General features: G+C 45.6%; 14 protein-coding genes. 9 read left to right on the top strand and 5 right to left on the bottom strand.

Annotation, left to right across the window (positions count from 1 at the left end; genetic code table 11):
• Positions 1 to 82 precede the first annotated feature (82 nt).
• On the top strand, positions 83 to 397 hold the full coding sequence (locus LU351_RS13720) for a YqfO family protein (RefSeq protein ID WP_232594657.1): 315 nt from the start codon (positions 83 to 85) through the stop codon (positions 395 to 397).
• Positions 398 to 414: 17 nt separating this feature from the next.
• Here LU351_RS13720 and LU351_RS13715 read toward each other — a convergent pair whose 3' ends face one another.
• Positions 415 to 996 (bottom strand): NUDIX hydrolase, encoded by a 582-nt coding sequence (locus LU351_RS13715; protein ID WP_232594656.1) that lies wholly within the window; start codon positions 994 to 996, stop codon positions 415 to 417.
• 39 nt (positions 997 to 1035) lie between these two features.
• Positions 1036 to 1371 carry a DUF3135 domain-containing protein gene (locus LU351_RS13710; RefSeq protein WP_232594655.1) on the bottom strand — a complete coding sequence of 112 codons (336 nt, stop codon included), beginning with the start codon at positions 1369 to 1371 and terminating at the stop codon, positions 1036 to 1038.
• 279 nt (positions 1372 to 1650) lie between these two features.
• Between LU351_RS13710 and LU351_RS13705 the strand changes: the two genes are divergently transcribed.
• Positions 1651 to 2250, top strand: coding sequence for an NUDIX hydrolase (locus LU351_RS13705; protein ID WP_232594654.1), 600 nt, complete (start codon positions 1651 to 1653; stop codon positions 2248 to 2250).
• Here LU351_RS13705 and LU351_RS13700 read toward each other — a convergent pair.
• Both LU351_RS13700 and LU351_RS13695 read right to left on the bottom strand, forming a co-directional pair.
• On the bottom strand, positions 2247 to 3515 hold the full coding sequence (locus LU351_RS13700) for an HlyC/CorC family transporter (protein WP_232594653.1): 1269 nt from the start codon (positions 3513 to 3515) through the stop codon (positions 2247 to 2249). The genes LU351_RS13705 and LU351_RS13700 overlap by 4 nt on opposite strands.
• A 167-nt stretch (positions 3516 to 3682) precedes the next feature.
• The gene (locus tag LU351_RS13695) at positions 3683 to 4483 is read right to left on the bottom strand and encodes a cytochrome C assembly family protein (RefSeq protein ID WP_232594652.1); all 801 of its coding nucleotides are present in this window, start codon (positions 4481 to 4483) and stop codon (positions 3683 to 3685) included.
• A gap of 267 nt (positions 4484 to 4750) precedes the next feature.
• On the opposite strand from LU351_RS13695, the gene ffh reads away from it, so the two are divergent.
• The 5 genes from ffh to rplS all read left to right on the top strand — a co-directional run bounded on the left by ffh (position 4751) and on the right by rplS (position 8423).
• Positions 4751 to 6127, top strand: a complete 1377-nt coding sequence (gene ffh, locus LU351_RS13690; protein WP_232594651.1) for a signal recognition particle protein — start codon at positions 4751 to 4753, stop codon at positions 6125 to 6127.
• Positions 6128 to 6322: 195 nt separating this feature from the next.
• A complete protein-coding gene (rpsP, locus tag LU351_RS13685) occupies positions 6323 to 6574 on the top strand; it encodes a 30S ribosomal protein S16 (protein ID WP_232594650.1) in 252 nt (83 codons plus the stop codon).
• 88 nt (positions 6575 to 6662) lie between these two features.
• On the top strand, positions 6663 to 7199 hold the full coding sequence (gene rimM / locus LU351_RS13680) for a ribosome maturation factor RimM (RefSeq protein ID WP_232594649.1): 537 nt from the start codon (positions 6663 to 6665) through the stop codon (positions 7197 to 7199).
• Between the two features lie 52 nt (positions 7200 to 7251).
• The gene (gene trmD, locus LU351_RS13675; RefSeq protein WP_284285283.1) at positions 7252 to 8019 is read left to right on the top strand and encodes a tRNA (guanosine(37)-N1)-methyltransferase TrmD; all 768 of its coding nucleotides are present in this window, start codon (positions 7252 to 7254) and stop codon (positions 8017 to 8019) included.
• Positions 8020 to 8072: 53 nt separating this feature from the next.
• A complete protein-coding gene (gene rplS, locus LU351_RS13670) occupies positions 8073 to 8423 on the top strand; it encodes a 50S ribosomal protein L19 (protein ID WP_232594648.1) in 351 nt (116 codons plus the stop codon).
• A 61-nt stretch (positions 8424 to 8484) separates the two neighbouring features.
• On the opposite strand, the gene LU351_RS13665 is transcribed toward rplS, so the two are convergent.
• Positions 8485 to 9012, bottom strand: coding sequence for a DUF2062 domain-containing protein (locus tag LU351_RS13665; RefSeq protein WP_232594647.1), 528 nt, complete (start codon positions 9010 to 9012; stop codon positions 8485 to 8487).
• 234 nt (positions 9013 to 9246) lie between these two features.
• On the opposite strand from LU351_RS13665, the gene LU351_RS13660 reads away from it, so the two are divergent.
• Positions 9247 to 12033 carry a DNA internalization-related competence protein ComEC/Rec2 gene (locus LU351_RS13660; RefSeq protein ID WP_232594646.1) on the top strand — a complete coding sequence of 929 codons (2787 nt, stop codon included), beginning with the start codon at positions 9247 to 9249 and terminating at the stop codon, positions 12031 to 12033.
• A 200-nt stretch (positions 12034 to 12233) separates the two neighbouring features.
• A complete protein-coding gene (locus LU351_RS13655; protein ID WP_232594645.1) occupies positions 12234 to 12860 on the top strand; it encodes a MotA/TolQ/ExbB proton channel family protein in 627 nt (208 codons plus the stop codon).
• Positions 12861 to 12878: the final 18 nt, after the last annotated feature.

Here is a 12878-nt window from a genome sequence, read left to right as displayed (position 1 = left end):
GTAAAGGCCAATCATTTTATAGAGACTCATTTTGTAAGGACTCATCTTGTAAGGACTATCAATCTGTAGAGATAAATGACGTATGTTTCAAATTATTGTGTATGTACCTAACTCTCATAAAGATGAGGTTAAGGGCGCGTTGTTTTCGGCGGGTGCGGGTGCCATCGGGGATTATACTGAGTGCTGTTGGGAGGTTGAGGGCGTCGGTCAATTTCGGCCGGGCTCGGGAAGTCAGCCTTATATCGGGGAGTTAAACACATTGGAGCGAGTAGCTGAAACCAAGCTAGAATTGGTTTGTGAAGAAAAAGTTCTGAATTCAGCGATCAGTGCGATGATAGAGGCGCACCCCTATGAAGAGCCAGCGTATTTTGTGTTTCGGTCATTCGAGCTTCGGTAAAGGCGCTATCTAATACATCAGTTTTGAGCGTTTGTATTTTGTTGTAGCAGCGCGTTAATGTTTATTTTTTGGTCTCTTACGGGGAAGTGACCCTGCTCCCTATCTCCCAAATAGTCTAATAAAGTTTGTTTGATAACAGGGAAGGCGAGTTGGTCCCACGGTAGGTTTTCAGGTGAAAAAAGTTCCACTTCTAAGGATTCTGGGCCTGCTGCAAACAGAGGGGTTGAAGATTGCGGGTTGAGAAATGAAGCTCGGTAAAAGAAGTAAACTTGATTGATGTGGGGGAGGTTAAAAATTTGGTAGAGGCCTTCTGACTTTACAGTGGCTTTGGCTTCTTCCCAGGTTTCTCGGATGGCTCCTTCTTCGGTGGTTTCTCCGTTTTCCATAAAGCCTGCTGGCAACGTCCAAAAATGTTTGCGAGGCTCTATCGCTCGCTTGCACAACAGAATCTGTTTGTCATGTGTGACAAGACAACCGGTGATAATCCGAGGATTTTGGTAATGGATGGTATCGCAGTGATTACAAATGTGCCTCTCGCGATCATCACCCTGAGGAATGGCCAGGGTGACGGGGTTACCACAAACACTGCAATAATTCATTGGCTGCCTCCAAATTGACGTCGGCAGTATATACGAAATTTATTTGGCCGCCAGTTCCCTTTTGAAAGGTAAAATCGTGGCGCTTTTTTGCCCGTTAGGAGTAGGCTTGTATTCTCCTTCGTTCAGTACAATACGAAGCTGATCAAAGCTTTCTCTCATCATTGCTGAAATAGTAATGCACGCTTTGAGCGCGTTTTTACTGGATTGGCGTTTGGCATCAATTTGAAATTGCAAACCCCGTAGTCGAGGTTGTGATAGTGTGGGTGCCGCACTGATAATTTCGTTGATGTGTGCTTGCTTGATTGATTCAAGCCTAATAGGGTCATTCTTTGCAAGTTCTACTAGCGTATCAAAGTCGGGCAGTTTCGATTTCATAAACACTCCAAGGGTCAATCGTTGATAGGGTGAGTCCGTTTTCACCCGCTACGGTCACACTACTACAGCTCGATTTTGGCCGTAATCAACAAGATCACGATTTTAACAAGGAGTGATTGGTTTGGTTATAGCATTTTATTATAGCCTTTTTATCTGTGGATCTAGGCGCCACTGAGATGAATTGGTCAAAGTGATAGCTGTTTCGGATAATGGTGATCTAAGCAGATATTTCTCTGGTATTGCTTGGGTTGGTGTCATTGATGTACTACGGATTGATATATGATCTCTTTTTGCCAGAAAAGCTTAATTGAACTGCCACCACACGAAGATTCTTTCGATGGTTCGGGGAAGGCAGCGGTTTTAATCGCGCTTATGAACCTGTTGAGTAAACCCAGTATCGTCCTTACCCAGAGAGCCGCTCACTTAAATTCCCATAGTGGAGAGGTTTCATTTCCTGGTGGGAAGTGGGAGCAGGGGGATGGGAGTTTGGTGTCGACGGCCCTACGGGAATCTGAAGAAGAAATTGCGCTTCCAGAACAATTGGTAACGCCTTTAGGTATGCTGAAAACCCATTACACTCGTATGGGGATAGCTGTTCAGCCGGTGGTAGGGGTGGTGGAGCATGCCGTTGAAATGACCCCTAACTTGAATGAGTTAGACGCGATCTTTCATGTGCCGGTGTCTTTTTTTGCTCAGGAGTCTCGTTTACGGACGGATATTTTTTACTATCAAGGAAAAGAGTATTGGGCGCCGGCGTGGGAATACAACGGATATGAAATCTGGGGGTTTACCGCTAAGGTCATTGCCCACTTTATGGAAGTATGCTTTGGTAAGAGGGTTGAGCGCCATAGCAGCGCTCCTGAAAGAGTTTTTCGTTAAGGGAATCTTCGAACCTTTGCGGAGGCAATGCGCTTACCATCCAGACTGATTACTTCCAGCCGGTAACCCTTCATATCAAAACCCACAATGCCATCAGGAATACTTTGTAGATACTCTAAGGCCACACCATTCAATGTTCTTGGTCCTTCAGCGGGCAGCTCCCAATTTAGATGTTTATTGATGTCACGAATAGAGGCACTTCCATCAATCACATACCAGTCACTGTCTAAAGCGGTGATGTACTCGTTATTTTCTTCTGCAGAGTTAGTTGTGAAGTCGCCGACGATTTCTTCCAGCAGGTCTTCAAGGGTGACAATGCCTTGTACTTCGCCGTATTCATCAACCACGATGGCCATGCGGCGTTTTTCTTTCTGAAAATTCAGTAGTTGTGTACTCAGTGGTGTACCTTCAGGGACAAAGTAGGGTTGTTTGGAGAAGCGACGAATGGCCTCGTGTGTTACGGTTGAATCATCCCCGTGTAAGAAGCGAGAAACATGGCGTAAATGTAACGTCCCGATAATGTTATTAATATCTCCTTCGTACACAGGTAAACGTGTGTAGTCCGAATTGCGAATTTGCTGCATAAGAACCGAGATGTCTTCCTCCAGATTCAGCCCAACGACATCGTTGCGTGGAATCATGATGTCTTCGATAGTGGCTTTTTCAAGATCGAGCACATTAAGCAACATACCCTGATGTTGATCAGGAATAAGGTCACCTGCTTCGTCAACAACCGTTCTTAACTCTTCAGGGTTTAGGTGGTCTTGCTTGTGTTCTTGATCCGGATTGACTCCCGCGAGCTTAGCAAGCGCATTGGAGATGGAGTTGACGAGCAAAACAAAGGGGTAAAGAAGGATCAGCAGTGGCCTTAGTATCCAGCTGGCAGGGTAAGCCACTTTTTCAGGGTGCAATGCTGCGATGGTTTTCGGCGTGACCTCTGCAAAAATTAATACAACTAGGGTCAGGAGTGTGCTGGCAGCCCAAACAGCCCCTTCGCCATAAAGTCGAATGGCAATCATGGTCGTTAGTGCAGCGGCAAAGTTATTGACGAGATTATTGCCAATCAAGATGACGCCAATCAGCCGATCCGGGCGTGAGAGTAATTCGGCTACGCGTTTCGCATCTGAGTCGCCCTTTTTAGTGGCGTGTTTTAGTCGATATCGATTGATCGACATCATGCCAGTTTCAGAGCTTGAGAAAAATCCGGACAATACAATTAATCCGGCGAGTGCGCCAAAAAGTACGCTAAGAGGGATATCGTTCAAGCAGGGAAGGACCTGTTTTGGTTTGTTAATAGGGGTAAAGTGAATAATCTAATACTGAAACAGATTCGCGATCATCGCAATAGTCTTTAATCGGTATTGTTTTATTGCGTATCGCTTTAGTTCATGCTGTTTTAACTTATTGTGTAAAGACAATTTCAACATAATAACTAGCGTCCAAGAATAATTTCTAATACCAGCTTGCTACCAAAATAGGCCACCATAAGTGTACAAAAGCCAGCCAGTGTCCATCGAATGGCACTATTCCCACGCCAACCTAACCAATGTCGACCCCACAATAAGATAGAGTATAGGCACCAGGCAAACAGCGATAAAATCGTCTTGTGCGCTAATGATTGTCCAAACATGTCTTCAAGGTAGAGAAAGCCTGAAACGATTGAAATCGTAAGAAAAAGTTGGCCTGCCCAGAGCATATCAAAGAGAAGCGTTTCCATGGTTTGCAGGGGGGGCAGGAGTCTGACGCGTCCCATTGTATGTTTGTTGCGAAGCTGGTGGTTTTGCCAGGCCAGCAATAAAGATTGAAATGCAGCAATGGTCAGTAGGCTGTATGCCAAAATAGAGAGTAATATGTGGCTAATCATGCCCGGCGTAAGGCTGGTATTGGCCTTCAATGGTTGGTGGGCGGCAATGGTTGCGACGACAATGGCGGCTGAGAGAGGAAACAGCAATACAAAGAGATTGTGCAATGGCAGACGCAATCCGCTCACCAGGACTAATAAGTTGACGACCCAAGTAATCAATGATAGAGCGACAAAGAAGCCTAAGTTGTATCCGTGCTCGGTGAATAACTGGCTTCCCACTCCAAATCCATGGGCCACTAACGCCGCTATACTCACTCCAATAAGCACTTCTTTATTAACACTGGTTTTTTTCAATAGAGCGATTAGAACGTAAGCGCTGGCGGCAAGGTATAAAAATGTGGCAGCGATATTTATGGCCGGTGTCATCATAATGCGAAAAATCGTAAGTCAGTGGTTAGGGGGCCAGTGGTTCAACGAAAAATAAATCTTTGACGAGCAAAATAGTAATCAACGTCACTTTTAGCGATTAAATCTAGTAAAAGTTTGTCATAACCGAGCATTAAATAGAAGTTATTCCTATCTACCTTTTGTTTTGGTGAAATTTTGCCCAAAGAATCAATTACCGTGCATTTATAAGTGCATCGAGTATACTTGCGCCTAAATTTTTCCCATACAAATCAAAGCAGTTAAGCGAATATGTTCGATAACCTAACCGATCGTTTATCCCAGTCGTTGCGCTCCATTACGGGTAAAGCGCGAATTACCGATGAGAATATCCAAAAAACGTTGCGTGAAGTTCGCAAGGCTCTTCTCGAAGCGGATGTCGCCCTTCCCGTTGTTAAAGATTTTGTTGCTCAAGTACGCAGTCGTGCTTTGGGCCAGCAGATTTCAAAGGCGCTCAACCCTGGCCAACAGTTTCTGAAAATAGTTGAGAAGGAATTGGTCTCTGTAATGGGTGAGGCCAATGAACAGCTCAGTTTGTCTGCTAAGCCACCTGCAGTGGTATTGATGGCGGGCTTACAAGGTGCTGGTAAAACCACTTCTGTGGCAAAGCTTGCTCGTTTTTTAAGAGAAAGAGAAAAGAAAAAAGTACTGGTGGTCAGTGCTGATGTTTATCGCCCTGCTGCCATTAAGCAGTTGGAAACTCTGGCCGATGAGGTGTCTGTCGATTTCTTCCCTTCTACCCCAGAAGAAAAGCCGGTTGATATTGCCAATAATGCTATTTCTCATGCTAAGAAACAGTTCTTTGATGTAGTGATTGTCGATACCGCAGGCCGACTGCATATCGATGAAGCGTTGATGACAGAAATCCAAGACCTTCATAAAGCGGTGAATCCGGTAGAAACCTTGTTCGTGATTGATGCGATGATTGGTCAAGATGCCGTTAATACTGCAAAAGCCTTCAATGATGCTTTGCCGTTAACAGGGGTGATTTTAACGAAGGCCGATGGTGATGCGCGGGGAGGGGCGGCACTGTCTGTGCGCCATGTCACCGGTAAGCCGATTAAATTCTTGGGGGTGGGTGAAAAGGTTGATGCTTTAGAACCTTTCCACCCAGACCGTATTGCCTCCCGTATTTTGGGTATGGGTGATGTACTTTCGCTTATCGAAGAAGCGGAACGTAAAGTCGATAAAGACAAAGCCGAAAAACTGGTCAAGAAAGTTCAAAAAGGCCAAAAGTTTGATTTGGAAGACTTGCGTGATCAGTTGCAGCAAATGGCAAATATGGGCGGCATGGCTTCCATGCTTGAGAAATTACCGGGGATGGGTAATGTGGCGCAAATGGCAGAACAGGCTAATGTGACCAAGCAATTTAAGCAAATGGAAGCCTTGATCAGCTCTATGACTCCAGATGAGCGACGAAACCCAGAAATTTTGAATGGTTCCCGTAAGCGTCGTATCACACAAGGTTCCGGCACCGATATTCAGGATCTGAATCGTTTGTTAAAGCAGCACAAGCAAATGGCAAAGATGATGAAAAAAATGAAAGGTGGCGGCATGTCAAAAATGATGCGAGGTCTGGGTGGAATGATGGGTGGTGGTGGTGGCCTACCACCGACGATGGGTCACTAATTAAGTTTTTATCTTCCATTTTAGGTTGTTTTAAGGCACTGGAGATAAGGTCTATCTATACATTTTAGTATGGTTTCACTATAATCCAGCGCCCTTTAGGGCAGTCCCTGTATGTTTGGGGCTGTAAAAGTAGTAATAAATGTCTTGTCTTGCCGTGAGGCAACGCAAAAAATCAGACAAACAGGAAAGACTTACATGGTAAGCATTCGTTTAGCCCGTGGTGGTTCTAAAAAGCGTCCGTTCTATCACCTGACTGTTACCGACAGCCGTAATGCTCGTGATGGCCGTTTCATTGAGCGTGTTGGTTTCTTTAACCCAATTGCTCGTGGCCAAGAAGAGCGTCTTCGTGTGGATGCGGCTCGCGTCGATCACTGGATTGCTCAAGGCGCACAGGTTTCTGATCGCGTAAGCAAGTTGTTGAAAGAAGCTGCAAAAGCAGCAGCGTAAGTATTGTCTCGCTTTATCCGTAACGTTTTTGTAAAAAATGGCTGAATCAAAGTCATTGAACTAATTAATCAGTACCTGATAGGTGGTAATGAAAAAGCGCTCAAATCTCATCTCCGTCGGTAAAATTACCGGTGTATACGGGGTGAAAGGCTGGGTTAAGGTTCGATCAGATACTGATCCGGACAGCAAAATCTTCGAGTACTCGCCATGGTGGTTGAAAACCAAGCATGGCGTTAAACAAGTTGAAATCGATGATTTTCGAGCCCAAGGAGCAGGCTTTATTGCTCATATCGCAGGTATTGACGATAGAGATGAAGCGCAGTCTCTGTCACAAGTTGCCATTGCAATTGAGCGAAGCAGTTTACCTGAGCTGCCCGAGGGTGAGTTCTACTGGATTCAACTGCATGACTTAAGGGTTGTGACTGTTTTCAATAACACTGAACGTGATCTTGGTATTGTGAGCAAGGTGATTGAAACAGGTGCAAATGATGTTTTATCTGTTGCTGGCGACACGCAGAGCATTGATACACGAGAGCGTCTTATCCCTTATGTGCCCGGTCAGTATGTGCTAAATGTTGACTTGGAAAAACAGATGATCACCGTAGACTGGGATCCAGATTTTTAGAGATTCCAGTTGTTGTGTTTACAGCGGTACAGTGCAATCAATGAGGGTATAGGTGGTTAAGCGAATTGCAGTGGTGACACTGTTTCCAGAAATGTTATCAGCTCTAACGGACTTTGGCGTTAGTGGTCGAGCCGTTAAGCAACAGATTCTGGAAGTGCGCTGCTGGAATCCTCGGGATTACACTGCTGATAAACATCAGACCGTTGATGATCGTCCTTACGGTGGCGGGCCTGGCATGTTGATGATGATCCAACCGTTAAGTGATGCTATCGCTGCTGCAAAGCAATGGGCGTCCGAAGGTTCTGATTCAGTGAGTGCCAAGGTGATTTATTTGTCGCCACAAGGCCAGGTGTTTCATCAGGCTCAAGCGCAAGTGCTTGCCGATAGCGGGAATTTTGTCTTGATCGCTGGGCGTTATGAAGGCATTGATGAGCGTCTGATTGAGGCTCAGGTAGACCAAGAAATTTCCATTGGTGATTATGTCCTCAGTGGAGGTGAGCTTGGGGCGATGGTGATCATGGACGCGGTAATGCGCTTATTGCCTGGCGTGCTTGGGCATGTGGACTCTGCTAATGAAGACTCTTTCAGTGAAGGGCTTTTGGATTGTCCGCATTATACTCGACCAGAAATCTACAATGATTGCGCTGTGCCAGAAGTTCTTTTGTCTGGCAATCATGAAAGGATACGGCAGTGGCGCCTGCAACAATCGTTAGTTCGTACACAAGAGCGAAGGCCGGATTTATTGAGCCGCAAACAGCTTTCTGCAGAGCAGCAGCGACTGCTCGATGAGTATAATTCGAAAGATTGTACTCAAGACTGAGTTTCGTATAGCTGAGAAGCTACACAATGAGATTTGCTATTTAGGAGCAAAAAATGACCAACAAAATTATTCAAGAGCTGGAAAATGAACAGCTAAAGAAGGATGTACCCGAGTTCGCACCTGGTGATACCGTTGTTGTTCAAGTAAAAGTAAAAGAAGGTTCGCGTGAGCGTCTTCAGGCTTTTGAAGGTGTTGTGATTGGTAAGCGCAACCGTGGATTGAATTCTGCCTTCACCGTTCGTAAGATTTCTCACGGTGTTGGTGTAGAGCGTACTTTCCAAACTCACAGCCCGCTGGTAGACAGCGTCACTGTTAAGCGTCGTGGTGATGTTCGTCAAGCGAAGTTGTATTATCTTCGCGATCTTACTGGTAAGGCTGCTCGAATCAAAGAGAAGCTTAACTAATAAGTGCATAGACATAAAAAAACCGGGTTTATCCCGGTTTTTTTATGTCTTTTATTTGCCTTTAAGCCTTTGGGTTTTCTCTTAGTTTCTTCCGCTTGTTCCAGTGCCTGACAACTTGCCAGCGCCAGAAGGCCTGCATAGATAAGTATCCAAGTGTTCCCGAGATGATGCCTGTTAAAAGAGACCCCACTAATAAGGGCTGCCATATGGTCATGACTTCTTCTCTCAGCCATGACCATGACATTTCAAAATGAAACTCCTCTATAGGGGTTCCAAGTAGCCACGTGCCAAATTTATAAGTCGCAAAAAACAGGGGAGCCATAGTAATAGGATTGGAAATCCATACCAAGGCGACGGTAATGGGTAGATTGCAATGGAAAATAATCGAAGCCACTGCTGCGAGAATCATTTGTCCAGGTATGGGCAAAAACGCAATGAAAATACCGAAAAAAAAGGCAACGGATACAGAGTGGCGATTTAAGTGGAACAGGTTGGGATCGTGTATAACATCGCCTAAGAATTGCAGTGCTTTCATCTCCCTTACTTTGGAAGGATCGGGCATCCAGCGCTTTAAAATCTTTCTTGCCATTGCTACTCAGGGGCCGAATCAAATAGCGCGCCATTATGCACTGATTTAAATGTTGCTCCAAATACTTCTTCCTTATTTTTGTATTTCATTTCTCTGACGGCTCTGTCTTTTGGGGGCTGTACGGACTATGTACTAATTTTTATGTACTAATATGGTCTGCTTCAACTCTTTCTAATTCACAAGATATGGCTATGTCTTAATGGTATGTCACTCAAATCCTTTTAAAAAACTTTAATGTTGAAATTTAAAACACTGATTAATTGGAGTGCGATATCAATTTCGTGTTACTTGGCAGTCTTCTGCGTAGGTGTTTTTTGCGCAAGTCGTTTGGCGAGTCTACCCAGTGTTTATGAAAGTATTGGGGCATTGATTTTTACCGTATGTTTGATTGGTGGTGGGGTTTATATCAAGCAAGTGGGGTTCAGTTGGTGCGATAACCATCATCAAGAGATAGGTAAGTGGATAATGCTTGTGGGTGTATTTTTGTTGGGTGGGTTATGGGGTGTCTGGAGCGGGTATCGAATGATACAAGGACAGCTGCCGGAGTCGGAGAGTGGAACTTACGATATTGTCGGGATGGTCTCAGGCTTACCTATCCTTCATTCGGTGGCTGAAAAGTCACCCGTTTCAACTGTTTTGAAAGATTCTCCGGTGAGCTTCTTTAAGCCCTCATTGTATCGAGCCACTTTTAATATTGAAGTGCTGTTAATACAAAAGCGACTAAAAGGAAGATCCGAAAAAGGCCAATCTAATAACCCGTTTCCGCAAAGGCTTAGAGTCAGTGCCCAGTCTTCATCCGTTCCAATACCTGGGCAGGTTATTCGTTTCAGTACACGTTTGAAAACTCCGCGAGGATTTGTAAATCCGGGGGGTTTTGATTACCAGCGTTGGTTATTGCAACAGGGCATTGGTGCAATAGGGTATGTGGTGCCTAAAGCTTCATCTGAGGCAGGGTCATCTAAGGCTGTGACAGCCGAGCCGGTAATGCCTCTATTTTGGTCTGATTTTTCTTTTGAAGAGGGGGCTGCACAGGATTCTCGAAATTCACTCAAAACAAGTTCAGTGCAATGGGTGTTTCTGCATTGCTTAAGTCGTGTGGATCGGTGGCGTTTTGAATGGCGGCAGCGCTTAGTCGAACGATCTGGTGAGGCAATACATCTTGCAGATATGCTTGGGCCGATATTGGCCTTGTCTATTGGCGACAGGTCTTACTTATCTGAAGGTCAATGGGAGGTATTACAGCGTACGGGGTTAGTTCACTTACTTGCGATTTCTGGATTGCATATCGGTTTGGCGGCGGGATTGGGTTTGATAATTGGCCGTGTAGCCCAACGAACTTTGTCTTTATTACCAGTGATGGTGTTAAGAAGTGTACTGGCTTACAAAGCGACTCCAGCCCTTTTCTCTATTGTTTGTGCATTGGCTTATGCGTTACTCGCTGGATTTACGGTTCCCACTCAACGCGCATTGATCATGGTTGTGGTTGCCAATGTCATGTGGATGAGAGGAGGATTTCATCGGCCTTGGATGGGATTTTGGTTGGCCGCCGCCATCGTATTGATGATTGATCCATTGGCGGGGCACAGTTCAGGTTTTTGGATGTCTTTTCTTGTTGTGGTTATTTTGATTGGGGCTAGCCAGGGCCGAATCAATTTACAGCATCAAAGTTCTTTTCTCGTCCGCCGCTTAGGGCGACCCTTGTCACTCCTCGTCATTGCCCAGCTCTACATTACGGGGTTAATGCTCTTGCCGTCTTCGTTACTCGGTGTTCCTCAGAGTGGCATCAGTCCGGTGGCGAATTTGCTGGCAATTCCGGTGGTATCCCTATTTTTTGTACCGGCTGTGTTAGGGGCGATGTCGCTTGCGATGCTGTTTCCAAGCAGTGATTGGGGTATTGATTTTATTGGTGTGGTGGCTAATGGGATGAGCGTGCCTTGGCCTGTTATCGAATGGCTATCGAGTACACCACTTTCGGAGCCGATTGTGTTGGCGACTGGATTTGCCTGGCTTGGGTGGTGGTTGATTGTTTTGACCGTGCCACTCATTTTTCTGCCTCCGGGATTAAGATTGCTCAAGTGTCTGGGCGTGATACTGCTGATATTCAGTGTTAAGGGGTTTGAGAAGAAACCCCCATTACTTAAGATGACGGTGATGGATGTGGGTCAAGGCTTATCTGTGGTGATTCAGGTTCACAATCAAGTGCTACTGTACGACTCTGGCCCAGCATACAGTGAGTCGTTTACGGCTGCAGAAGGGATTGTTGGCCCTTACTTAAGGCGAGAAGGCATTACTTCTTTAAATCACGTCATTATAAGCCATGGTGATCTTGATCATGCCGGTGGGTTACCAGAACTCAGGGCCATGGTGGATGTTCAGCAATTTAGTTCAGGGGAGCCTAAACGCTTGTCGGTTGAGTCTGGTCATTGTTGGGCGGGCCAAGTGTGGCAATGGGGTGAGGTTAAGATTCGTGTGCTTTGGCCCTTAAAAGACAATTCATGGGGGCATAGTAGCTCTTCACTCTCTGATAAAATGCTACGAAAGTTAGCAACCCCGTTAAAGTCGAATGACCAATCGTGTGTTCTTGAGCTGCGCTACAAAACAACTAGGGTATGGATTCCTGGGGATATAAGTAAAGCAGTAGAGTGGTTTTTAGTAGCTGCCTATTTATCAGAAGAGTTATCCGAAGAGGAAGATGAGTCCAAAGTGGGAGATGGGCTTGATGAAGGCGGTAAGATTGAACAGAGTGTTCTAGTGGCGCCCCATCATGGGAGCAATACCTCTTCCAGTCATCGTTTGTTATCGGCTTTTGCCCCCACACATGTCGTTTTTTCCAGTGGTTATCGTAATCGATACGGCCACCCATCGATGAAGGTGATCGAACGATATCATGAACAGCCTGTTCCGCCGGAGCTTTTCACAACCGCTACAGAAGGCGCTATTGAATTTGAGTGGAATGCACAAGGTACAATGACGGTGAAAAGAGCACGCGATGCCCATCGACGATTCTGGTATCAGAAATAAATGAGTGATGAGTCGCAAAGGGAGATTGGTCTGGTATCGTGTGCGCCTGTCTGCAAAAATCCAATAAAATCCATGTGTTAGCGATTCACACCATGTGCTACAGTCACGCGGTGCTAGGCGTTATAGGAGTCGATTTTTCGGCGTTGGGCGTCTAGATTCTTCAGTGTAATACAATCATCGTAAGTGAGCGGGAGTAGTTCGTGTTTGAAATTATCGCAGCCGGTGGCTGGTTGATGTTGCCGATCATATTGTGTTCTATGGCCGTGTTGGCGATTTCCTTAGAGCGTTTTTGGACGTTAAAACCTGAAAAGATCGCACCGAAACATTTGGTGGGTGATGTCTGGGGAAGCCTTAAAAACAATCAGATGGATGCCAAGCGCATCAAAGAGATTAAGCAAGGTTCTGCTCTGGGACAAATTTTGGCAGCAGGGCTTTCCAATTCTCGCCAAGGGCGAGATGTGATGAAAGACAGTATTGAAGAAGCGGCAAATCAGGTCATTCACAATTTAGAGCGTTATATCACTACGCTCGGCACCATCGCTGCTATTGCTCCGCTTCTTGGTTTACTGGGTACCGTGATCGGTATGATCGATGTTTTCACCGCTATTATGATGCAAGGTACGGGTAATGCAGGTGCATTGGCTGGTGGCATTTCTGAAGCGTTAATCACTACCGCCGCAGGGTTATGTGTGGCGATTCCTGCGATGATGTCTCATCGTTTCTTCCAGCGTCGAGTGGATTCCTTAGTCGTTGGCATGGAGCAAGAAGCGGTAAAATTAGTTGATGCGCTCCACGGTGATCGCCGGGTCGATATGAAAGCGGCATAATCGCCTGGAGGTTTATTT

Source organism: Marinibactrum halimedae (genome assembly GCF_021234875.1).
In the GTDB taxonomy this organism is placed as follows: Bacteria; Pseudomonadota; Gammaproteobacteria; order Pseudomonadales; family Cellvibrionaceae; genus Marinibactrum; species Marinibactrum halimedae.
The sequence above is the reverse complement of the archived record's forward strand: the minus strand, read 5'-3'. Positions and strand labels throughout refer to the sequence as shown.